At 66.0% G+C, this 22,333-nt stretch carries 19 protein-coding genes, 1 tRNA gene and 2 pseudogenes; 6 read left to right on the top strand and 16 right to left on the bottom strand.

All coding sequences use genetic code 11. The features are described from left to right. The first annotated feature begins 7 nt into the window (after window positions 1–7). Window positions 8–1,528 carry an SPOR domain-containing protein gene (locus JO391_RS13970; protein ID WP_220661076.1) on the top strand — a complete coding sequence of 507 codons (1,521 nt, stop codon included), beginning with the start codon at window positions 8–10 and terminating at the stop codon, window positions 1,526–1,528. Between the two features lie 76 nt (window positions 1,529–1,604). Here the strand turns inward: JO391_RS13970 and JO391_RS13965 are convergent, their stop codons facing one another. Continuing rightward, window positions 1,605–2,633 carry a hypothetical protein gene (locus JO391_RS13965; RefSeq protein ID WP_220661075.1) on the bottom strand — a complete coding sequence of 343 codons (1,029 nt, stop codon included), beginning with the start codon at window positions 2,631–2,633 and terminating at the stop codon, window positions 1,605–1,607. A gap of 60 nt (window positions 2,634–2,693) precedes the next feature. After that, window positions 2,694–4,319, bottom strand: coding sequence for an AMP-binding protein (locus JO391_RS13960; RefSeq protein WP_220661074.1), 1,626 nt, complete (start codon window positions 4,317–4,319; stop codon window positions 2,694–2,696). 96 nt (window positions 4,320–4,415) lie between these two features. Here JO391_RS13960 and JO391_RS13955 point away from each other — a divergent pair, with 96 nt between their 5' ends. Then, window positions 4,416–5,324 (top strand): DMT family transporter, encoded by a 909-nt coding sequence (locus tag JO391_RS13955; protein WP_259444706.1) that lies wholly within the window; start codon window positions 4,416–4,418, stop codon window positions 5,322–5,324. A 112-nt stretch (window positions 5,325–5,436) separates the two neighbouring features. Here JO391_RS13955 and JO391_RS13950 read toward each other — a convergent pair whose 3' ends face one another. From JO391_RS13950 to JO391_RS13920, 7 genes are read right to left on the bottom strand one after another with little or no spacing between them, the layout of a single operon-like run. After that, the gene (locus JO391_RS13950; RefSeq protein WP_220661072.1) at window positions 5,437–6,375 is read right to left on the bottom strand and encodes an AEC family transporter; all 939 of its coding nucleotides are present in this window, start codon (window positions 6,373–6,375) and stop codon (window positions 5,437–5,439) included. Beyond that, on the bottom strand, window positions 6,372–7,184 hold the full coding sequence (locus tag JO391_RS13945; protein ID WP_220661071.1) for an MBL fold metallo-hydrolase: 813 nt from the start codon (window positions 7,182–7,184) through the stop codon (window positions 6,372–6,374). The genes JO391_RS13950 and JO391_RS13945 overlap by 4 nt, the downstream gene beginning before the upstream one ends. Before the next feature lies 1 nt (window position 7,185). After that, a complete protein-coding gene (locus tag JO391_RS13940; protein WP_220661070.1) occupies window positions 7,186–7,995 on the bottom strand; it encodes a TatD family hydrolase in 810 nt (269 codons plus the stop codon). A 4-nt stretch (window positions 7,996–7,999) separates the two neighbouring features. Then, window positions 8,000–9,127, bottom strand: coding sequence for a DNA polymerase III subunit delta' (locus JO391_RS13935; protein WP_220661069.1), 1,128 nt, complete (start codon window positions 9,125–9,127; stop codon window positions 8,000–8,002). Beyond that, window positions 9,120–9,743, bottom strand: coding sequence for a dTMP kinase (tmk, locus tag JO391_RS13930; RefSeq protein ID WP_220661068.1), 624 nt, complete (start codon window positions 9,741–9,743; stop codon window positions 9,120–9,122). Before tmk ends, JO391_RS13935 begins: the two co-directional genes overlap by 8 nt. Beyond that, window positions 9,743–10,909, bottom strand: a complete 1,167-nt coding sequence (locus JO391_RS13925; protein WP_220661067.1) for a D-alanyl-D-alanine carboxypeptidase family protein — start codon at window positions 10,907–10,909, stop codon at window positions 9,743–9,745. The genes tmk and JO391_RS13925 overlap by 1 nt, the downstream gene beginning before the upstream one ends. Window positions 10,910–10,946: 37 nt before the next feature. Continuing rightward, complete coding sequence (locus JO391_RS13920; RefSeq protein ID WP_220661066.1) at window positions 10,947–11,909, bottom strand: SPOR domain-containing protein; 963 nt, start codon at window positions 11,907–11,909, stop codon at window positions 10,947–10,949. A 258-nt stretch (window positions 11,910–12,167) separates the two neighbouring features. Between JO391_RS13920 and JO391_RS13915 the strand changes: the two genes are divergently transcribed. Together JO391_RS13915 and JO391_RS13910 are read left to right on the top strand one after the other, a co-directional pair. After that, window positions 12,168–12,257: transfer RNA gene (locus tag JO391_RS13915), tRNA-Ser, on the top strand. An 86-nt stretch (window positions 12,258–12,343) separates the two neighbouring features. Further along, a pseudogene (locus JO391_RS13910) lies at window positions 12,344–12,538 on the top strand (hypothetical protein); the annotation flags it as partial. Between the two features lie 145 nt (window positions 12,539–12,683). Here the strand turns inward: JO391_RS13910 and JO391_RS13905 are convergent. The 4 genes and pseudogenes from JO391_RS13905 to JO391_RS13890 form a co-directional block, all read right to left on the bottom strand. Further along, complete coding sequence (locus tag JO391_RS13905) at window positions 12,684–14,300, bottom strand: SulP family inorganic anion transporter (protein ID WP_220661065.1); 1,617 nt, start codon at window positions 14,298–14,300, stop codon at window positions 12,684–12,686. Window positions 14,301–14,578: 278 nt separating this feature from the next. After that, window positions 14,579–14,908: pseudogene (locus tag JO391_RS13900) on the bottom strand (transposase); the annotation flags it as partial. A 128-nt stretch (window positions 14,909–15,036) separates the two neighbouring features. Further along, window positions 15,037–16,428, bottom strand: a complete 1,392-nt coding sequence (locus JO391_RS13895; protein WP_220661064.1) for a DUF2252 domain-containing protein — start codon at window positions 16,426–16,428, stop codon at window positions 15,037–15,039. Window positions 16,429–16,562: 134 nt separating this feature from the next. Continuing rightward, on the bottom strand, window positions 16,563–17,972 hold the full coding sequence (locus JO391_RS13890) for a DUF1254 domain-containing protein (protein WP_220661063.1): 1,410 nt from the start codon (window positions 17,970–17,972) through the stop codon (window positions 16,563–16,565). A gap of 188 nt (window positions 17,973–18,160) precedes the next feature. On the opposite strand from JO391_RS13890, the gene JO391_RS13885 reads away from it, so the two are divergent. Then, window positions 18,161–19,231, top strand: coding sequence for an AraC family transcriptional regulator (locus tag JO391_RS13885; protein ID WP_220661062.1), 1,071 nt, complete (start codon window positions 18,161–18,163; stop codon window positions 19,229–19,231). 378 nt (window positions 19,232–19,609) lie between these two features. On the opposite strand, the gene JO391_RS13880 is transcribed toward JO391_RS13885, so the two are convergent. The 3 genes from JO391_RS13880 to JO391_RS13870 all read right to left on the bottom strand — a co-directional run bounded on the left by JO391_RS13880 (window position 19,610) and on the right by JO391_RS13870 (window position 21,516). Further along, entirely contained in the window at window positions 19,610–19,900 is a 291-nt protein-coding gene (locus JO391_RS13880) for a hypothetical protein (protein ID WP_220661061.1), read from the bottom strand. Between the two features lie 149 nt (window positions 19,901–20,049). Beyond that, a complete protein-coding gene (locus JO391_RS13875) occupies window positions 20,050–20,682 on the bottom strand; it encodes an acyl-homoserine-lactone synthase (protein WP_220661060.1) in 633 nt (210 codons plus the stop codon). A 213-nt stretch (window positions 20,683–20,895) separates the two neighbouring features. Beyond that, on the bottom strand, window positions 20,896–21,516 hold the full coding sequence (locus tag JO391_RS13870) for a helix-turn-helix transcriptional regulator (RefSeq protein ID WP_220661059.1): 621 nt from the start codon (window positions 21,514–21,516) through the stop codon (window positions 20,896–20,898). Between the two features lie 104 nt (window positions 21,517–21,620). Between JO391_RS13870 and JO391_RS13865 the strand changes: the two genes are divergently transcribed. Next, complete coding sequence (locus JO391_RS13865) at window positions 21,621–22,106, top strand: autoinducer binding domain-containing protein (RefSeq protein ID WP_220661058.1); 486 nt, start codon at window positions 21,621–21,623, stop codon at window positions 22,104–22,106. The last annotated feature ends 227 nt before the right edge of the window (window positions 22,107–22,333 follow it).

Genomic DNA, 22,333 nt, shown 5'->3' with positions numbered 1-22,333 from the left:
TGCTGGCATGCTTCGGGATCTGTTGTCCGTCGCGCTTTGCGTGACACTTGCCGCAACTTCAGCGGTATCTGCCCAGACGCTGGCACAGATCGGCGGCCCCAAGGAAGTGCCCCCTGCCAGTTTCAAGGGCGATCAATTCGTTGACAGCCGCGGCTGCATCTTCATGCGGGCGGGTGTCGGCGGGACGACCAACTGGATCCCTCGGGTCGGGGCGAACCGCAAGGTGATGTGCGGCTACCCGCCCACCTTCGGCGCGCGTGAACCCGTGCCGGTGGCGCCCGACGTTGCCGTCGCTTCGGCGCCGCAAGCGCCTGCCGCTGCCGCAGCGGCGCCCGCCGTGGTTGCCGGCGCCACGCCGGGTTGCCCTGCCAATGCCCCTTACGGTCGGCAGGAAACCCGCGCCGACGGCAGCGAAGTGCTGAAATGCTCCACGCGCAAGGCAGCGTCGGCAGCACCCGCGCCGGTTGCGGTTGCCAGCGCCCCGGCCCCCGCTGCAAAGCCTGCACCTGCTGCGCCCGTGGTCCTGGCCGACGCCACGCCGGGCTGTCCGCCCAATGCGCCCTATGGACGGTTGGAAACCCGGGCAGATGGGCGTGACGTGCTGAAGTGTTTCTCGCGCAAGTCTTCCGCCGCTGCGCCCGCCCCGGTCGTCGTGGCTAGCGCACCTCCCCCCGCCCCGGCGGCAAGGCCGGCGCCAGCTGTCGTGCCGGTGGCCGCGCCGGCTGCAGCCGCCCTTCCGGCACAAAGCGTGCCGGCACGCGTCATATCCACGGGCGGGCCTGGACCGGGCCAGGTGGCCTGCCCGGCTTCCATGCCTGTTCTGATGAGGGTCAAGCTGACCACCGGTGGGACGGCTCTGCTGTGTACACCCGGATCGCAGCCCATCGTCTACGCCGCTGCGCCGACCTATCCGCCTGGCGCAGGACTGGCGCCGTCGATCTCGCCCCGTCAGGGCGCAAGCACCGCGGGCACAACCGCAAGGGCTGCTGCACCGCGCGCGCCAGCCGCCGGAACGCAGGTCGCGACGGCCGATGCCATGCCCCCGCTTCCGCCGGGTTACAAGCGCGCTTGGACGGATGACCGGTTGAACCCCAATCGTGGCAAGGGCACCGCCGAAGGCTGGGCGCAGCAAGATCAGGTCTGGACCCGCACGGTGCCGGCCGAGCCTGTGGTGCAGACCAAGCCATATGTTCCGCCGCCCGCTGGTGCCGTGACCGTTTCGTCGCGGTCTGCCAAAGCTGTGGCGCCGCAGGTCACGGTGTCGACCCGGTCCATACCCGAAGCCGCCGCGCCGGTCGTTGCCGGCCCGCGCTATGTGCAGATCGGCACCTTCGGAGTGCCGGCCAATGCGTCGGGCGCGGCAGAAAAGCTCTCTTCCCTCGGCCTGCCGGTTGCGACCTCGAAAACCACCCGCAACGGCAAGTCGCTTCAGATCGTGCTGGCCGGTCCCTTCGCCAGCACAGCCGAGGCGCAGCGTGCGCTTTCGGTCGCGCGCGGTGCAGGCTTCGGCGACGCCTACCTCCGTTAGTCCAGGCAGACCAACCAACAGGGCAGAACAAGACTTGGCCCCCGGATCAACCGGGGGCCTTTCCTTTGGGGGCCCGTCAGGAACCGCAGATCGCCTGAAGGCTGATCCAGTCGCCATCCGGAATGAGCAAATCCGGCGGAGAGCCCTTGAACGGATCAGCCTCGATCAGGGTCAGCGTTGTCTCGCCAGTGGGGTCCAGAGCATAGGCATAGGCCGAAGACGGAACCCCGGCCGCCTCGAACCTGGGCAGCAGAACTTCGGGATCGACAGGCACCACGCCCGGAGTCTGGGCTCGCAGCAACACTTCGCCCAGACCGTGAAGCGAATTCGGGTCCAATCGGCCAGACGTCAGCAGCCGAAAGGTCGCAACGGTCCCCGCCTGGCGCAGCACGGGCACCATCGGGTCCTGTTCTTCGTCCAGGATGGCCTGAACCAGGGCCAGGCCCGCCGCCCGTTCCGGACCGTCGGCGTCCTCAACCGCCGACCGAGGCAATAGGATCAGCCCACCGGGTAGGCTGGCTGGGCCGGACAGGCCGTCTGGCAGGATCAGAATGCGCGGGCCTTCCGGCCCGAAAAGCCGATCAGAAAGCTTCTCGGCCGCACGAACGCCAAGCGGTGCATCGCAGGGCGCACCCGTCAGGCGCGACAGATCGGCCAGCGCCGCCATCCCGATTTCGGCCCGCGTAGCTTCGGGCAGGGCCGAGGCCGTGTGGCTGGCAAGCGCGCCGGGCAACCAGAACAGACCTACAAGCACGATCAGAGCCGTGCCACCAGCCACCACCATGCCCCGCAACCGGCCGGGTCGGGACTGGGCGCGCTCCACGACACCGCGCACCGTCTCCAGCGCGACCACCATCTCCGGTTCTTCGATCTCCAGCGTTTCCGGCGAGTCCGGCGCGGGGGCATAGATCGCAGGCTCCTCGCCCGGATTCAGGCGCTGAATTGCGGGCAGCGACCACTGCGTAAGGGCGATATCGGTGCGCGGATCGGCCAGCACCAGTGTTGCCTCGCGAAAGCCCACGACGACCTCGCGCCGTTGCGCCAGTGCCGTTTCGCGCCAAAGGCCCGGGCATTCCAGCCGCTGATACTTCTTGAGTGCCGTCATCCCCTGGCCGGCCTTGCACACACCTGTACCGACCCTAGACGAGGCCGGCGCCTGCCACAATCACGACCCGATCAGCTTGGCAACCGCCCGAAGCTCGAATTTCTGGATCTTGCCCGTCGAAGTCTTGGGCAATTCCTGGAACACCACCAGCTTCGGCGTCTTGAACCCGGCGAGTCTGCTGCGGCAATGCGCGATAAGCTCCGACTCCGTCACTTTGGCCGACGGCTTCAACTCCACAAAGGCGCAGGGCACCTCGCCCCACTTTTCGTCCGGCTTGGCGACGACTGCACACAACAGCACGGCAGGGTGCTTCATCAGCACGTCCTCAACCTCGACCGATGACACATTCTCGCCGCCCGAGATGATGATGTCCTTCGCCCGGTCGGTGATCTTGATGTACCCGTCAGGGTGCTGGAAGGCGATGTCGCCGGAATGGAACCAGCCGCCCCTGAAGGCTTCGGCGGTGGCTGTGGGGTTCTTGTAGTAGCCCTTCATCACCATGTTGCCACGCATTGCGATCTCGCCCAGGTGATGCGCGTCGCGCGGAACGGGATGCCCTCGGCTGTCTTGCACTTCGGCATCTTCCAGCATGGCCATGGCCACACCGGTGCGCGCCTTGAGTTCGGCTCGTTCGGGCCCGAAACTTGCTTCCCATTCGGGTTGCCAAAGGCATTCGGTCGCGGGGCCGTAGGTCTCGGTCAAGCCATAGACCTGGGTGACGTTGAATCCAAGCGGTTCAAAGGCGGCCAGCGTCGCCGCGGGCGGTGGCGCCCCGGCGGTAAAGACTTCGACGATCTGACGGAACGGGCGCCGGTCCTCTTCCTTCGCGTTGACGATGGTGTTCAACACGATGGGTGCGCCGCCGAAATGGGTGACGCCTTCGTCGGCAATGGCGTCGTAGATCGCCTTGGCAGTGATGTCTCGGCAGCAGACCAGCGTGCCACCCAGCATCGGCAGCATCCAGGCGTGGCACCAGCCGTTGCAGTGGAACAGCGGCACAATCGTGAGGTAGACCGGGAACAGCGTCATCCGCCAGGCGATGGCGTTGGCCATGGTGGAGAGGTAGGCACCGCGGTGGTGGTAGACCACGCCCTTCGGTCGGCCGGTCGTGCCCGACGTGTAGTTGATGGCGATGGATTCCCACTCGTCCTCGGGCATCTTCCAGGCGGCGCCGGGATGTCCCTCGGCCAGCAGGTCCTCATAGGTCAGGTAGCGGCCGCTCGCGGTGAAGCCCTCGTCCACCACCTCCACGATCTGTGGCGCTGGCCCCTCCATCGCGGCGATGGCGGCCTCGGCCAGCGGGATCAGGGCACTATCGCAGATCACCAGCTTTGCCCCGGCATGGCCGAAGATATAAGCCACAGTGTCCACGTCGAGCCGGGTGTTGATGGTGTTCAGCACGGCGCCGCAGGCGGGTACACCGAAATGCGCCTCGGCCTGGGCGGGGATGTTGGGCAAGAGCGTGGCGACGACATCGCCCGGCTGCACGCCGCGCGCGCCAAGGGCCGAGGCTAGGCACGAGACGCGGGCGGCGTATTCGTCATAGGTCCTGCGGGTCGACTTCCAGACCACTGCGGTACGGTTGGCGTGGATGTCGGCCGCGCGACGAAGGAGAGAAAGGGGCGTCAGCGGCACATGGTTGGCCGCGCATTTTTCCAGTCCCGTTTCGTCTGCCAGCCAACCCATGCGTCCCTCCCCGTGAGATGTCGTTTTCCGGCGCGCGGAGGGGACGTTAGCAGGGTTGAAGGACAAGGGAAGACTGGACAAGACGCAGGAACGCCCGTGCCCGACAGAACCCTAGCCGCCGCCGGCCTGATCCTGGTCTATGCCGTCATCATAGGCTTCACAGACAACTATGTCCGGGTCATTGCGGCCGAGGCGGGGCTTTGGCAGTTCCATGCCACGCGGTCGGTCATGGCGATGGTGATCCTGGGCGCGGTGGCGGTGCCGTTCGGGCTGCGGCTGCGGCCGGTTTCGGTGAAGGCGGTGGCGGCGCGGTCGGCGATCCATGGGCTGGCCATGCTGATCTATTTCGGGGCGCTGGCCTTCCTGCCGGTGGCGCAGGTGGCGGCGGGGCTGTTCACGGCGCCGATCTTTGTCCTGCTGATCTCGCGGTTCGTATATGGCGAGGCGATCGGGCCGGTGCGGATCATCGCGGTGGCGGTGGGGTTCGTGGGGGTGATCCTGGTGCTGGGGCCTTCGGCCATGGCGGGCGCGTCGGTCGCGGCGGTGCTGCCGGTGGCGGCGGGGGCCCTCTATGCCATGGGGAACATCGCGACCCGGCGGTGGTGCGGGCAGGAGCGGGCGGAGGTCTTGCTGGCGGGGTTCTTCGTGGCCTTGGGGATCCTGGGGGTCATCGGGCTGGCCGTGCTTCACCTGGCGCCGGTGGCGGTGCCGGAGGGGGCGGCGGGGTTCGTGCAGCGGGGGGCTGTGGTGCCTTCGGGGGCCTTCTGGTTCTGGACCTTCGTGCAGGCGGCCGGGTCGCTTCTGGGGGTGGGGCTGATGATCCGGGCCTATCAGATCGCCTCGGCCAGCCGGGTGGCGGTCTTTGAATATGTGATCCTGCCGGCCTCGGCCTTCTGGGGCTGGGTGATCTGGTCCGAGACCCTGACGCCCCTGGCGGTGCTGGGGATGGGGCTGATCACCCTGGCCGGGGTGATGATCGCGGTCCGGGCCAGGGCCGAGACCTAGGCGTCCGAGCTCGGACGCTTGCTCGGGCCTATATATTTCAATGGGTTGCCGGCGCGCATTAACTTGGACTTAACAATTGTCCGAAGGAGGCGGCCCTCGCGCGAAGATGCGGCTAGGGCAGCAGGTGCAGCCAGACGGCGGCGGTGAAGAGCGCCAGCGCGGTGGCGACCAGCACGGCGGAGGCCGTGACGCGCTTGGCCACGCCATACATGTGGGCGAAGAGATAGGCATTCACCCCCGGCGGCATGGCGGCGGTGACGGTGGCCGAGCGCAGGCCGGGCACGGGCAGGTTGAAGACGAAACGGCCGAGGCCGAAGGTCACGGCGGGATGCAGCACCAGCGAACAGAAGCAGATCCACAGGATCGTGCGGGTGTCACCTTCGGGGCGGTAGCGAAACAGCACGCCGCCCAGCCCGAAGAGCGCCGCCGGAATGGCGGCGCGTCCCATCATGTCGAGCGCGGCGGCTGCGATGCCGGGCAGGGGCAGGCCCGAGAGGTTCAACAGGAAGCCGAGCGAAATACCCACCACAAGGGGCTGCGTGAAGATCGCGCGCAGGGTCTGGCGCATCATCGCAGAGGGGCCGAGCCCCAGCCCGCGCGAGCGGGCAAGCTCCATCATCGTGATGCCGGTGCCGTAAAGGAAGGGCGAGTGCAGCGCGATGATGGCGTAGTTGCCGGCCAGAGCCTCGGGGCCATAGGCGCGTTCGGTGATGGCAAGGCCCAGAAGCAGGGAGTTCGAGAACAGGCAGGCGAAGCCGATGGCGATGGAATCCGTCATGGGCCGGTTGAACAGGAGCCGCGCGCCGAAGAAGCCCGCGGCAAAGCCGGCGAAGGCGCCGCCGTAGAACGAGATCATCAGGCCCGGATCGAAGGCGGTGCGCAGGTCTAGCCCGGCCATGTTGCGAAACAAGAGACAGGGAAGGGCGAAGTTCTGGGAAAAGCGCATCACGCCGTCGATGCCGGCTTCGGTGATGAGCCCGCCACGCGCTGCGGCCCAGCCAAAGCCGATGATGAGAAAGACCGGCAGGATGACGTCGAGAAGGGCGCTCATGCCGCGCTGTCGGGCAGGTCGTAGGCGATGACCATTCCGTCATGGGCGGGGCGGATATGGGCGGGAAGTTCGGCTTCGAGCTGGTCGAAATCGAGGTCCACATGCATGTTCGTCAGCACGGCGCGCGCCGGCCGCGCCCTGGCGATCCAGTCCAGCGTGAGTGCGAGATGCGCATGGGTGGGATGCGGCTTCCGGCGCAGGGCATCGACCACCCAGCAGTCGAGCCCGGCAAGGTGCGGCCAGCTTTCGGCGGGGATTTCCACCGCGTCGGGCAGATAGGCGAGCGGACCAATGCGGAAGCCAAGCGCGTCGATGGTACCGTGGTTGGCGCGGAAGGGTTCCAGCCGGATTTCGCCGCCCACGCCATCCACCGTGACCGGCCCGTCAAGCTGGCGCAGGTCGAGAATCGCGGGATAGGGCGAACCGGGTGGCTGGACGAAGGCATAGCCGAAGCGCGAGAGCAGCGCCTCTTGCGTGGGGCCATCGGCCCAGACCGGCAGGCGCTCCTGCATGTTGAACACGATCTGGCGCAGGTCGTCGATGCCATGCATGTGGTCGGCATGGGAATGGGTGTAGATCACGCCATCCAGCCGGCCCACACCGGCATCGAGCAGCTGGTCGCGCATGTCGGGCGAGGTGTCGATCAGCACGCGGGTGGTGCCGGCGCTGGTCGTGCGTTCAACCAGCATCGAGCAGCGGCGGCGGCGGTTCTTCGGGTTCGTGGGGTCGCAGACGCCCCAGTCGCCGCCAAGGCGCGGCACCCCGCCCGACGAGCCGCAGCCAAGGATGGTGAAGCGGAGCTGGGCCATGTCAGGCGGCTTTCGCCTGTCCTGCGGCCTTGGTGAAGAGCCGGTCGAAATTGGCCGAGGTGGCGGCGGCGAATACGGCCTCGGTCAGGCCGAAGACCTGGGCACCGACCCTGGCGGTGAAGGCGGTATAGGCCGGTTCGTTGCGCCGGCCGCGGTGCGGCGGGGGGGCCAGATAGGGGCTGTCGGTTTCCACCAGGATGCGGTCGAGCGGCGCTTGCGCGAAGATCTCGCGCAGTTCGGTGGATTTCGGGAAGGCGGCGATGCCGGACATCGAGAGGTAGAAGCCCATGTCCAGCGCGGCGCGCGCCAGCGCGGCCGAGGAGGAGAAGCAGTGCATCACGCAGGAATAGGGCCGGGCGCGGAAGCCTTCGGACAGGATGGCGGCCATGTCGTCATCGGCGTCGCGGGCGTGGATCACCAGGGGCAGGCCGGTGGCCTGCGCGGCCTCGATATGGAGGCGCAGGCTTTCCTGCTGAATCGGCTTCGATTCAGGCGTGTAGTGGTAGTCGAGCCCGGTTTCGCCGATGGCGACCATTTTGGGGTGCCGGGTGAAGGCGATCAGCTGGTCGCGCGTGGCGAGCGGCTGTTCGGTGACGGACATCGGGTGTATGCCGACCGCGTAGAACACGCCCTCGTAGGTTTCGGCGATGGCGCGGACCTTCGGTTCGTTCACCAGCCGGGTGCAGATGGTGACCATACGGGTCACGCCGGCCATGCGGGCGCGGTCGATGATCTGGGGCAGTTCGCCCTCGAAATCGGGAAAATCGAGGTGGCAGTGGCTGTCCACGAGGGCCGGAGGAATGGGGGTCATCGTCTCACCTGAGGGCGAGGCTTCCCGCCGTCTCGTCGATCTTGAGCACCATATCCATGAGAAGCGCCGCAGGGTCAAGGTTGACCGCCTTGCCGCGGCGGGCGCGCAGGCCAAGCGTCTGGGCCAGGTCGGCCCATGTGCGCGCTGCCTGGGCATCGGGGGCGAGACGGGCGAAAAGCGCGGCCTCGCCGGGGGCTGCTTCGGGCGGGGTTTCGCGGGTGGTGCCGGCGCGGGCGAGGCGGGCGAGGAACAGGTCGATCAGCGTGACGATCAGGTCGAAGCGGGCCTCGTTGCCGCGACCGGCAGCGGTTTCGGCGATGGCGAGCGCGCGTGGCCGGTCGAGCCGGGGGAGGGTGGCGAAGAGGGCGACAAGGCGGGCGTAGAGGTCGAGCCCGTCGAGGTTGGTGAGGCGGAACGCCTCGCCCACCGAGCCGCCGGCGAGTTCGGCCAGCGCGGTGCGGGCCTCGGGTTCCACGGCCGCGCCGGCTAGGGCCAGCGCGTCGGAGAGGTCGCTTGCCGGAAGGGGCGCGAGGCGCAGCTCGCGGCAGCGCGAGCGGATGGTGGGCAGGAGCCGGAAGGGCTGGTGCGAGATGAGGAAGAAGGTGACGCGGGCGGGCGGCTCTTCCAGGAGTTTCAGGAGCGCGTTGGCGGCGCCGGTGTTCATCTCGTCCGCGGCGTCGATCAGCACGGTGCGGCGGCCGCCGTCGGCGGCGGTGAGCGAGAGGAAGGAGGTGAGCTTGCGCACCTCGTCCACGCGGATGTCGGCGGAAAGGGCGGTTTCGCTGGAGTTCAGGCCGCGGCGCAGCAGGAAGTGGCGCGGCTCGGACAGGGCGCGCAGGCGCGCGGTGACGGGGTGGCTGTCGGGGATGTCGAGGGTTTCGGGCGGGGGCGGGGCGAACACGCCGCCGTCCTCTTCGGGCGTGGCGAGGAGGAAGCGGGCGAGCGTCCAGGCCAGGGTGGCCTTGCCGAGGCCGCGGGGGCCGGTGATGAGCCAGGCGTGATGCAGGCGGCCGGCGTTGAAGGCGGACAGGAATTCGGCCCTTGCAGCGGCATGGCCGAACAGCCGCAGGGTTTCGCGCGGATGGGGCGCGCCCTCGATGCGGTCGGGTTCGGGGAGGGTTTCGTCAGCCATCGATATGGGCGCGGGCGAGGCCCAGGACCTCGGCCGCGATGGTGGCGGGCGGGCGGGCGCCGTCGACGATGCGGAAGCGGGCGGGATGGGCGCGGGCGAGATCGAGGAAGCCCGCGCGCATGGCCTGTTGCAGGGGCAGGCCCATGTCTTCGAAGCGCAGTTCCTTGCCGGCCCGGCCCACGGCGCGCGAGAGGCCAAGCGCGGGGTCGATGTCGATGAGGAAGGTGAGGTCGGGTTCGGTGCCGATCATCAGGTCGTGCAGGCGGTCCACCGTGGCGCGCAGGTCGCCGCGCGAGAGGCCCTGGTACATGCGTGTGCTGTCGGCGAAGCGGTCCGTGATGACGGTCTCGCCGCGGGCCAGAGCAGGGCGGATGGTCTTTTCCAGGTGGTCGCGGCGGGCGGCGGTGAAGAGCAGGATCTCGGTTTCGGCCGACCAGCGGTCGGGGGCGCCTTCCAGCACCAGCCGGCGGATTTCCTCGGCGCCGGGCGAGCCGCCGGGCTCGCGCGTCAGCGTGACGGCGCGGCCTTCGGCGCGCAGGCCTTCCGCCAGGAGCCGCGCCTGGGTGGACTTGCCCGAGCCGTCGATGCCCTCGAAGGAGAGGAAAAGGCCGGACATCAGCTTTCGGCGGGGGCCGGGCCGTCGATGTAGCGCGCGCGCAGGACGTCGACCGCGGTCATCAGCCGGGTGAGGAAACCACCCTTGGCGACGGCGGTTTCGGTCACGAGCGGCACATGCGCATCGGGCAGGCCTGGGACATGGATGGTGAGCGTGCCGACCTCGGCGCCCTGCGCCAGCGGCGCGGTGAGCGGGCCGGTGTAGGTGACATCGGCGGTGACGGTCTCCTGCACCAACGCCGGCACCAGAAGCTTGACATCCGCGGCGGGCACCAGCCCAACGGTCGGCGCGCCGCCCATGAAGACCTCGGCCTCGGCCACCCGGGTGCCAGCCTTCACGATGGTCTTTTCGGTGAACTGGCGGAAGGCCCAGGACACGATGCGCTCGGCCTCTTCGGCGCGCTCCTTGTCCGAGGTCAGGCCGTTCATGGCAAAGACGATGCGGCGGTCGCCCTGCTTGGCCGAGCCCACAAGCCCATAGCCGCTTTCGCTGGTATGGCCGGTCTTCAACCCGTCGGCGCCGATATCCAGCTTCAGGAGCGGGTTGCGGTTGAAGCGGTTGGCGGGCGAGCGGTCCTTGTAGTCGAATTCGGTCTGGGCAAAGATCGGATAATATTCGGGAAATTCCTCGATCAGCCGGATCGCCAGGATCCCGAGATCGCGCATTGACATGCGCTGCGTCGGGTCGGGCCAGCCCGATGAATTGGCGAAGGTCGATTGCTGCAGGCCGATCGCCCTGGCGCGCTCCGTCATCTGGGCGGCGAAGGCCTCTTCCGTGCCGGCGAGGCCCTCGGCCACCACGATGCAGGCATCGTTGCCCGAGTTGATGATGATGCCATGCAGCAGGTCGTTCACCGTGGGCCGGTCGGTCTGCTGCAGGAACATGGTCGAGCCGCCCTCGTGGCTCATTTGCTGGGCGCGGGCCGAGACACCGAAAGTCGTCTCGGGCGTCACGCGGCCGTCGCGCAACGCCTCGAACAGCATGTTGATCGTCATCAGCTTGGACATGGAGGCCGGCGGCACCGGCTCTTCGCCGCCCTTGTCCATCAGCACCGTGTTGGTCGTGACATCATAGACCCAGGCATGGGTGGCCCGGGTGTCGAAGGCGCGGGCGGGCAGGGCGGCCAGCACCAGAAGGGCAGCGAGGGCGATCAGGCGGCGGGTCATGCGGCGGGGTCCTCCGTCGGGATCATGGGGGGCTGGATCACTTGACCAGATAGGCGTCCTTGAAGCCAAGGCCCTTGATCTTGGTCAGCGTGGCCGAGGCATCGCCGCCGCCGGCGGCGGTGACCGACCAGTAGGTCTTGCCCTGGCTTTCTTCCTTGCGGACTTCGGCCGCCACGCCAGCCTTGGTCAACGTCTCGGCGGCGCGCTTGGCATTGGCCTCGACACTGAAGATGCCGATCTGGATGCGCTTGCCGGTCGCGGCCGGTTTGGCCGGAGCCGCAGGCTTGGCCGGAGTGGCGGGCGCGGCCAGGGCCGCCGCGGTCTCTGTGGCGATGGCGGCGGCATCGGTGGCGGGCTGGGCGCCCTTGGCAGGTTTCGCTGGTTTGGCCGGAGTGGCGGCGGGTTCGGCAGGTATGGCTTCGGCCGAGACGGTTTCGGCGGCATCGAGGATCGGCGCGCTGGCATCGGGCGGCGTGGCCGGCGCCTCTTCGCGGCGCAGCGCCGTCACGCTGATCTTCGTGGTCTGGCCGGCGAGGATGCCAAGCGCATCGGCTGCATCCGACGAGATCTGCAGCGGCGGGCCGGGATTGTCGCGCTCGCGCTTGAACAGCGCGCCGATGACGAACTTGCCGTTCGAGGGGTTGCGCATGATGACCCGCTCGGGGTCCTTGGTTTCGGGCGAGGCGACCCAGACGCCCCCCAGCGAGGGCCGTCCGTCCCACAGCGCATCGGCTGTGGTCTGGAAGACCTCGGGTGCCTCGACGTCGCGGTCGACGAGCCGGACCGACTTGGCCGGCGTGGCAGCCGGTGTTGCCGCAGCCTCGCCGCCGGCTGCTGCAGCGCCCTCGGCTGCCGCCGCATCGGCTGCGCCGTCTGCCGGCTTCTTGGCGAAGGGGCCCTGGCCTTCGACACAGCCGGCAAGCAGGGCCAGAAGCGCCACCCCCGCAATCAGCCGGTGTTGGGTCCGCCGCGCGGGCCGCTCGATCGGCAAATCGTTCATCCTCTTGCCCCCATCGCGCGGTCTGACGTGCCGCGCTTGTTCGTTCCGGCGCTCGCCGGTCGTCCTGCCCATGCCCGAGGCCGGCGCCCTGCCATGTGTTGGGCGGGGGCCGTCACGAAAGCTGAGGCATCATAACGGCTGCGCAAGGTTCTGGAAAGGCCGCCTCCCGACGAGTTGACGGAAGCCGCCGAGCGGCCGGCCGCGACCTGCACCACCCGCCTTGCACCGCCGCCCGCCGCGTTCTAGACCGGACCCGCCGGATGGGTGGCCGAGTGGTTTAAGGCTCTGGTCTTGAAAACCAGCGTGGGGGAAACCCCACCGTGGGTTCGAATCCCACCCCATCCGCCAATCCTTTAGAAATATTGTTTTATTTCAGAGACTTGTGCCGCGGCCTGGCCTACGACCCTAAAGTTGACCCTAACTTGAGTTGCAGCGATGAGCGCCGATACAGACGCCGCAACAGGATCGAGATCATGTTCGGGCGGTTGAAGGACTGGCCAATCGTCGGGAAAACAGTCCACCGGACTGTTTTCTGATCCTCCTCATACGTCGCAACCCGCTACGACAGGTGCCCCAAGGTCTTCCTTTCCGCCGTAGCACTCGCCGCAACCGCCATGGTCTGGCTATGACGAGAGAAAGAGTCCTGACCCTAGTCCACCTCCATAACCCATTGACTTCAAAAACACCGGCCAGGCGTGCGAGCTCGGATGGTCGGCGGGTGGGGAGGATGGAGCGGGCCGGGTGGACCTCCGTGCGGCCCCGCGCCGACCCCCTTCAGGCCCCCGCCTCGAAGGCCCGGATTGCCCCAAGCGCGGTCCCGAAGATCCGCCCTTCCCCCAGCCGCCCGGTCAACCCATAGGCGCCGAGGTCATCTGCCACTGTCGGGTTCATCCCGGCCAGCCAGACCGTGACCCCCTCGCGCTCGAACCGGGCAATGCCGGCATCCAGCGCTTGTATCGCCGAGAACTCGATGTCGAACACCCGGCTCAGATCCATCACCAGCACCCGCGCCTTGCTTTCTGCCACCAGCCCGCGGACGCGCGCGCTCACCGTCTCGGCATTGGCAAAGAACAGCCGTCCCAGGGGCCGCACCACCAGCAGCCCTGCGGGCAGCGCTCCGCCATCCACTTCCTCGTCGGCACCCGCCTTGCGGCCGATGACCAGAATCGAGGGATGTGCCGCCTGGCTCGCCAGACCCACAAGCGAGACCATGATGGCGATCACGATCCCCTGAAGCGTACCGAAAAGTATTACGCCAAGAAATGCGACCAGCGCCCAGACATACTCCATCCGCCGCACCCTCAGGATCGCGGCAAAATCGGCCGGCTGCACCAGCGCCGCCGAATAGACGATCACCACCGCGGCCAGCACCGCATTGGGCAGCATCCCAAGCATCGGCGCAAACAGCAGCATCACCGCCGCCGCCATCGCCGCCGTCACCAGCGAGGCTTTCTGCGTCCGCCCGCCTACAGCCCGCACCACTGCGGTCTGCGAGGTGCCACCCCCTGCCGGCATCGCGCTGAAGAAGGCACCCGCCAGGTTGGCCGCCCCGATCGCAAGCAGTTCGCGGTCGGGCCGGATCGCCGGGTCGGCAGGATCCGTGAACGCCCGGCCTGCGGCAATCGACTCGGTGAAACTCATCAGCGCGATCCCCGCCGCGCCCGGTAGCAACGCCAGCACCAGGTCTCGGTCGGGCAGCGTCAGCGCCGGCAGCGCCTGAGGAATATGCCCCACAACCGCGACACCGCGCGCCTCAAGCCCCAAGAGCCAGCTCGCCGCAATTGCCGCGCCAACAATCGCCAGGGCCGCTGGCGAATGCGGCCACTTGCGCTCGGCAGCGATCAAGGCCGCCAGCGCCCCCGCCGCGACCACCAGCGTCGCCATAGAGGTCGCCGGCAGGTCGCGGATCAGCGACAGGATGTCGAGGAAGAACCCCTGCTTGGTGATGTGCAGTCCCAACAGCTTCGGCACCTGGTCCAGCACGATCACCAGCCCGATGCCCGCCTTGAACCCCGTCAGTACCGGGGCCGAGATCAAGTTCGCGACGAACCCCAGCCGCAACATCGAGGCAAGGATCAGCAGCCCCCCCGTCAACGCCGTAAGTGTCGCCGTCGCCGTGATCAGCCGAGCGGGGTTGCCATCCGGCACCGTCAACCCCAGTTGCGTCGCCACCAGGATCGCCAGCGTGGTCGTCGAACTTACACTCAGAACGCGCGACGAGCCGAGGAGCGCATAGACGATCATCGGCACGAAGGCGGTATACAGGCCTACGCCCGCCGGCAGCCCTGCCACCGTGGCATAGGCCATGGACTTGGGCAGCACCACCGCGGCGGCCGTCAGCCCCGCAACGAGATCCGGACCCGGCCCGCCGGCGCTTGTGCTGCTGGTCATCTTCGCTCCCCGCCCCGCGCCACTGCCCGACTTTGCCGCCATTCCTTTGCCCCGGCAATCCATACAACGGACCGAGCGGGTGAACCGATCGACAGGCGGCGTCGCCGCTCTCGCGCTTCCGCGACACCATCTCGCTCAGGTTCCCAGCCGGGGCGGGACGCACGACCGCTACATCCGCCACGCCAGCCCATCGATCCTCACCGAACTCCCCCCGTCGCATCACGGAAGCTGGCGATGACCGGGGCCACCAGCCTGTGCCCACTGCTTCGAGACCGTCCCCACGGACTGGCGTTTCTGCAGGGCGGGATGATCGCGGTAGCTCCGCGGGCGGCGATGGCGTCATGGCACTTGCGCGTATCGAAGACGCCGTCGGCGGTGGCCATGGCGATCACTTGCTCGGGCGCCATGCCGAACAGCACCTTCATCGTCCGGCGGGTCTGGAAAGCCACATCGCTGTGGTCACGCTGTCGCCCGCGCTTGCCGGTTGGCGCGGCTTCCCAGGTCATGGCTTGATCGAATCAGATTGTCAGCGAGCCGCGGCGCCTGAGCGATTGGTTGTAGCTCGGCCAGATCCTGGTCTCTTGGGTCGGGCATGTCGATCTGCTCACGCCATCCAGCTATCACGCAGGATTCACGAGATGAATCCCTGGCAGGATTTGGGAAACTGAGCCCTTGCGACCTGCGGATTGTCCATCTCGGGAATGTCAGGGACGGCACGCATAGTCGGACGTCGACATCAGCTCTCCATTTGGACCGGTATGTGGCCCGCCCGGACTGCAGCCTTGAGTTTCGCGTGATCGCGCTCGGCCAGGTCGGCGTAGGTCACCGCGAATCGGGCTACCGCTGCGTCGAACTCCTCGCCCTTTCCCAAGTAGCCAGAGATCATCCAGGGGTCACCGGATTTTGCGTGTGCGCGGGCCAGCGCCCATCCGCACAGGATCCCGTAGTTTCTGAACGTCTCCAAGTCGAAGCTCTCGAGGAGCGGCCTGAGCTTCACATCTCTCAACTGCCGGAAGTAGAACTGCCTTCCTTCCTCGCCCCTGGACCAACCGAGGAATATGTCGGTCGCCGGTTGCACCATCCTCAGCCCTTGAACCACGCGCTCCCCGTGGTTCTTGTAGATGCTGCGACCAGCGAAGGGTTCAAGCACCGAGACATTGGCTTCCTTCATCTGTAGAAACAGCGGCTTGCCAGCCATTGACATGAACAGCCCGATGAAGCAGTTCGTTCCCACTGAGCCGATCCCGACGACCTTGATGGCCACGTCCACAAGGGTGAAGCGGTCGAAAAGGCGGCGACGGTCTTCTGCCAGGGTCTCGCGATAGGCGGCCAGCGGGCCCTGCATGCGCCGCAAGTGATCCTTTGTCGCAACATCGCCGACGTGAAAGATTGTGGGCGGCGTATCGCGGATCGATGCTTCGCCCGTGTCGAAGCCGTCAACCAGCTTCGGAAGGACAAGTTCCGAACTGTTTTGCCGTGTGGCCTTCTCGATCCGTTTGCGAAAGGCTTCGCGGCGCTCTGGCGGAAGCATCTGCTCGGCGATGCTGTCGTCCACGCGGGCATACCAGATGTCGAGCACGTCGGTCTGCGAGAAGGCCCTCATGCGTTCCCGATAGCTCCGGACCGATGCTTCAACGGCATCACGTGCCGCCTGCTCGCTGTGTCCGAGACTCCGGGCCGCGAGCACAAGGGAAGCGGCAAGGCGCTGGACGTCCCATTCCCAGGGTGCGGGCAAGGTTTCGTCGAGATCGTTGATGTCCATGACGATTCGACGTTCGGGAGTCGCAAACCCGCCGAAGTTCAGCAGGTGGCAGTCCCCGCAGGCCTGGACACGAAGCCCTGAGGTGGCACTGCGCCCGATATCCGCGGCCATGACACCGGCAGAGCCGCGATAGAAGGTAAAGGGCGACGCGAGCATGCGGCCATATCGCAGGGCAAGCAGATCAGGTCTCCGCGTCGCGTCAGCGGCCCTTAGAATATCCAGGGGGTCGGTTCGACCCGGGTCTGGCTTCCAACGGGCAAGGGCATCCCGCGGAGTCCTCGCCCGCAATGCCTTGCCGGCTGCGCGCCGGTCCTTGATGGTGATGCCCGCGTGGGCCCTGCCTTCCCAGTTCGCCGTGTCGTTCATTCCGCCACCCAGTGAAGATGTGGTCCGATTGCGCTACGCTGCTTCACGAATTCAGGTCAGAGACGAAAGGGTGCAAAGCCCGTAACTGGGCTTTGCAGAGCTCGCCTTCAACCTAGATCGCGCTCGCCAATTTCTCAATTCACCTTGACGATCTGCGGTGGCGTCCAGGTGCCGTTGAGGATCGACGGGTCCTTCTCTTTGGGCCAGTACATGCGCAGCATCGGCAGGAAGGCACCCTTGGGGGCCGGCAGCCAGTTGGCCTCCTTGTCCTTGCCCGGCGACTCGTTCTGGAAATACAGCGTCACCGAGCCGTCTTCGTTCGGCACCAGGTTGTTGCGCGGGCTGACGGTGAACTTGTTCAGAGCGTTCGGCACGAACCACCAGCCCTTGTCGATCTCGTACATGGTGATCGACCAGAAACCATCGACCGGCGGCTCCTGCCCCTTGGCGAAGGTCAGCGTGTAGTTGTTGGCGCCGTCCAGCGGCTTCCCGTCCTTGTCGGTCAGCGTGTAGGGATAGACCGCGTCCTGCGGCAGGTTGGCGGGCCAGCCGAAGGCCGCGAGCACGGCGCGCTTCAGATAGTCGGTGCCATAGGTGCCCACCATCGAAAAGACCCAGCCATCCTTCACGACCCCCATCGTGGATTCGTTCTTGCCCAGATAGTCCAGCGCCTGTTGCGGCAGGTCCTTCAGGGCCGACGCAGTTTCATCGCCCAGAGCTGCAAGGCTGAACGGCTTGCAGGGCTCCAGCCCGATCTTGGCCATCTCTGCCACCATCGGCGCATCCTCCGCCGCCGGGGGTGCGTCATGGCACATCAGCTTGGCCATCCGGTTGAAATACTCGTCGGTGTCCATGCCCAGGATCACCTGCTGCGGCTTGTCGGTCATCGAATAGCCGGGGTTCGGATCGACCGGCGGTGGCGTATAGACGTAATCCGTCTTGCCATAGGCCGAGAGCGGGCGGACGTCGTACTGCGCCTGCAGGGCGTTCACGATCTCATAGTCCTTCTCGGTACCGTCCGCAAAGGTGCGCCCCAGGATCAGGACATAGCGCGTCGGCACGTCGATCTTCGTAATCCCGGCCGGCACCTCGCCGTTCCAGCCCGGCCCGGCCAGCAGATAGCTCGCCGCCTTTCCCCCCGCCGTCCGCGCCCCCGGCGAGGCGATCACCGGCACCCACAGGCTGTAGGTCGGGAAGAGGTAGTAGCGGTCACCCATGTCAGGGTGCGAAAAGACCCAGGGTTCCTTGTCCAGGTCCATCCAGGCCAGAGAATAGAGTGTATCCGCATTTGGCGCCGAAACGCCGCGGTAATCCGCAGGCGGATAGCGCTTGATATTGAAGAACTGCCCCATCGGCGCGTGCAGGTCATCGGCCTTGGGGACATTTGTCATCTGCACCCGCGTCACCTCGGTGGTGATCAGCGAATAGCCGTAGACATAGGAATCCATGGCAATCTTCTTGGCCTCGTCGGTGGTCAGGGCCGATGCCGCCCCGGCTGACGCCACGAGGCCAGTTGCAAGCACCACGCCAGAAAACTTTCGCATAATTGCTTCCTTCTCCTGCTTCGACATGCGCGCTCGCCCGGCGGCGGCCGACATGCTAAAAAATACGGGCCGGGCAGGCTCGTCTTGCCCGGCCCGCGAAGGGTTGAGCACTCTTGGGCATCGTCGCCACTCATTTTGCGCCAGCGCCGCGCAGGCTGTTGCGCGAGGGGGAAAGCGGCACGCCAACGATGATTTCGGTCACTGCGCTGGCCAGGGTTCCCCAGATGGTGCGCCAGGCCTTTGGCGACTCGGTCCTGCGCTACGCCAACCGCGCCGCCATGCTCGACATCGAGTTGATCGAGGACCGCGACTGCTTCATCCCGCATATGACGATGACCGACTTCCTGGGCGAGATCGAACGGCGGACGAAGGAACGCCACATCGGCCTTCTGGTCGCGCCCCACCTCTCGTTCGAGGGCTACGGGTGCTGGGGCGACTATGTGTTGTCGGCCCAAACCCTGGGCGAGGCCATCACCCGTGCCGCCACGACCATCGGCTTTCACAGTTGCGGCGAGGCGATCACGCTGAAGGTCGAGGGCGAGACGGCCTGCTTCGCCTATTTCAGCGCGGCGCGAGGCAGCGCGGCCTATCCCCACATTGCCACCGGGGCCGCCGCCGTGATGGTGAACCTCTGCCGCTCCTTCGCGTCACCGGGCTGGAAACCTGCCCGCGTCGAGGTCGACATCGCCCGTCCACGCGACGCCCGGCTGTTCGAAGACACATTCGGTTGTCCGGTCGTCTTCGACGCGCCCGCCGCTGCGGTCCGGTTTCACGCCCGGCTCCTGCGGGCCGAGCGTCCGCGCTCGCAGGGGGGGCGGACGATGACCGTGGACGACCTCGCCCGCGCCCGGCTGGAACCCGCCAGCCGCGGCGATCTGATCGGCGTCATCACCACACAGATCTGGACGCAGGTGCTGGCGGGCAGCGTTTCGCTGGACGGCGCGGCCCATGCACTCGACCTCAGCAAGCGCACGCTGCAGCGCGCACTTGAAGACCACGGCACCAGCTTCCGCGACCTCGGCAATATCATCCGCGCCCGCCGCGCGACCGAGCTTCTGCGCGGCACCATCGCTTCCATCACCGATATCTCGGTCGAACTCGGATACTCTACCCCCGCGAATTTCGCGCGTGCCTTTCGAAAGGCAACAGGTTTCGCACCGGAGGAGTTCCGGCGCAGCCTGTCTGCAAGCTCAGTCCAGCATCAGGCGGCGGCGCGGATTGGAAGGGAGGCGGGCTTGAGCAGGAGAATATCGTCTTGAATTCGCGTCTGTCGTCCACTCGACAGGACCATTCTGTCCTTTCCGCGAGCCATCATCTGGCGGGTGCTTCACGGTCACGGCTGCCAGTTGGCAAAGGCCCGCCTTCCGCCCATCCCCGCCTGTCAAAAAAAAACTATTGCCGCCACGCCACGTCTGGAGGGACGCCATCCAGGCACAACGCAGCGCAGTCGCCGCAACAGAGTCGACTTCGCGGGACAGCGCTGCCGTCTGGCTTTGCTGCCTCTTGACATCACGGCCTTCCGTACTTGCCGGGAAGCCCGTCACTTGGGGCGTTCATGCACCAAGATTGTAGCCGGACCACTCAATCGGCACTGGCCAGACAGCGCTTACAGTACACCCGCTTGCCGACCCCTTCGATCAGCACAGCCGTAGGTGGGGCATCGGAGCCGACGATGCATCGATCTTGATGGCGATCGAAAGCTCATCGAGCTGAGTGGCGATCAACAGCAGATCGGCAAGAACCCTCGACTCGATGCGCGTTGCACCGGCAAGGCCCACGCCTTCCACAAGATTGGAGGCCACGTGGAGCGCGTATCGGAACCGTGTCTCGACCGGGAGCGTGCTGATCTGGCGCATGAGCGAGAACAGCCGGTCGCTGAGTTCCTCACCAAATTCATCGAGGATGGCTTCACTTGCTGTCATCTGCATCTGGTTCAAACATCCTTGTGCCATGGGAGCAACCGAGTCGATGCTGGCCTCCGCTCACCATGAAGACAGTGGTTTGGGGCACCCGTTTGACGCGATTGCGGCAGAGGAGCACTGAACGTGACAAGCTTCTGGCGCGAGGGACTTGGGTCCTACTGCGAAAGGAACTGTGCGAAGACGCTGGACAGTGGTGGCGCTTCGCCGCGACCGGCAGGCATTGTAAGGACAGCATAGCGCCGGCCGTCGGACTCATTTGCGTAGGCACCCCCCACGCGGTTCGCAGCATAACCTAGCTGCCGCAACGCACGGAGCAAGGACACCGGAGAAAGCGAGACGAGCTCATTTGCCCCTTCGCGTCGAGCAACGGACACAAGTCCGTCCACAATCAGACCTAGGCAGTGGCTGCGCTCGGCATGGCTGGTTAGTGCATCATCAATCACCAGCCTGGTGCACTCCCAGACGTCCGGTGAATTGATCTCCCTGTCGATGATGCCCGGAGGAATGTCCGCGAGCTTCCCGGCCAGGGCATCGCGGATCATGTATGTGTGTCCACCCCAAGAGGCCGTCGTGGACATCGTGCGTGCTCCGCCGACGACACAACCGTCTCGCAACACGACAGAGTAGTGTGCCAGTGGTGTGTCGTACTGATCCATCTCGACGACATCATTGTGTGAGAGGTTCCAGCCCAGATCATCGACGAACCGCTTCTTCCTGAGCCTCAGGAAGTCATAGAACGCCGACCCATGCAGATGCATGTCCGAGAAATCGAAGGTTACGCCCTGCATGACTGCTCGCTTTTTGGTTGATCTTAGCTGGGCTGAGGCCAAGTGCAAAAGACAACTTGCATGTCAGATCACGTTGTCTATGCCGCTGCTGCGTCCGCAACACACCTTACCTTCCCCCGACCGGACGCCGCGGTGGGTAGACAGACGCCCGCACCACTAGGCCCGCGCAAAGAAAATGCACAAGCACTCTTGAACTTTGCGCATGCCTGGAACTCAGATCAGCCCGAATTTCACAGCCTTGCTAAGTGCTTGGCTATTCGTCTTCGCACGCAGCTTGATCTTCGCATTCTTCAATCGGGCCTTGATCGCAGCTTCGGAGACGTCGAGTTCGAAGGCGATCTGCTTAAAGCGAAGCCCTCGGTTCAGGTAGCGCAACGCTTCGATTTCCGCTTCCGTGATCGTTCTCGGGGGCGACATGTCGTCGTGGCCTTCCTGCACCGCCTTGGCCAGGAACACGCTTTCCTCTGATGTGAACTCGCGATCCGGCCGACAGAACGACCCGAAGGACCTCTGCCCTGTGTTGTCCGCATCCGAGTAAGACACCGCCAGACCGTACACCAGATTGTGCTCCTTGGCTCGAAGCATCACGTTGGCAGGATCGGGGATTTCGATTTCACTCCAGCGAACGACCCCCGTGTTCGCGTACACCCACCTCATGACCGGGTCGTGCAGCATGAGCCCGTTCTGGGTGTAGTACCGGACCCATGCCTCAGGAAGGAGGTTATGCTCCTCGAGCGGGAACGCAAAACCGACGCGCAGCGCCACATAGAATCCAGAGATTGCCACGCCGGCTATGCTGTGGATGGGCAGTGTGGATGTGTCGACCTCAGGCATGCAGCGGCGTCAACCAATCGACTGGCACGTCCATTGACCGTTGCATGGACTCGGTGTCAACATGTGACCTAGGAGCAAGGGCTCCTGGGGGAGCGGGTTGGACGATGAGCAGCGCTTCGGAGATCGTTGGCATCTTGAGCACCCTAAAGGACGTCGCGCCGGCCGGCTATGCGATTGCCTTGCACATTCACTTTACAACTCCGATGTACCTCTTTCAGTCCTACCCACGGGAGTGGGTGGACAAGTACTCGCAAGAAGGACTGGTCCTCCTTGATCCTACCGTGCGCTGGGGATTTGGCAACACTGGGCCCATAAGGTGGTCAGAATTGGCGTCCGACGACAGCGCCGGTGTGCTCGCGGCTGCCGGACAGCACGGATTGACGTTCGGCTTGACCGTCGCCCAGAGCTTCGCCACGCGGAAGTCGATCGCGAGCTTCGCACGAACTGATCGAGAGTTCTCTGATCCCGAGGTTGCGCAGGTTTGCGCCTTGTTTGACGATCTCATTCAGAGAACGATCGCCCCCGGCGCATTGACAGATCAAGATCAGGAGTTTCTCCGCCGGATGTCAGTGGCCGTAACCCGAGGATGAGAGCCAGCAAAGAACGTGCTGACTGGGCCCTATGACCCCGTGCAATTTCTTGCCGTCAAGCCGATGCAGACGCCCAACCGCAGGCATCGAGTCTTCTGTTTGCTTTCCGCAGCAGAGGAACATTCGTATGCGAGGAACAGCTCCACAGCATACGTGATCTGCTGCTTTGGGTGAGCTGCCTCTGATCGGGTTCGGCCATTGCACAGCTTCATGCCCGCCCTGCTTCC

The organism is Neotabrizicola shimadae (genome assembly GCF_019623905.1).
GTDB lineage: Bacteria > Pseudomonadota > Alphaproteobacteria > Rhodobacterales > Rhodobacteraceae > Neotabrizicola > Neotabrizicola shimadae.
Note: the sequence above shows the minus strand (reverse complement) of the source record. Positions and strands in the feature narration are given on the sequence as shown.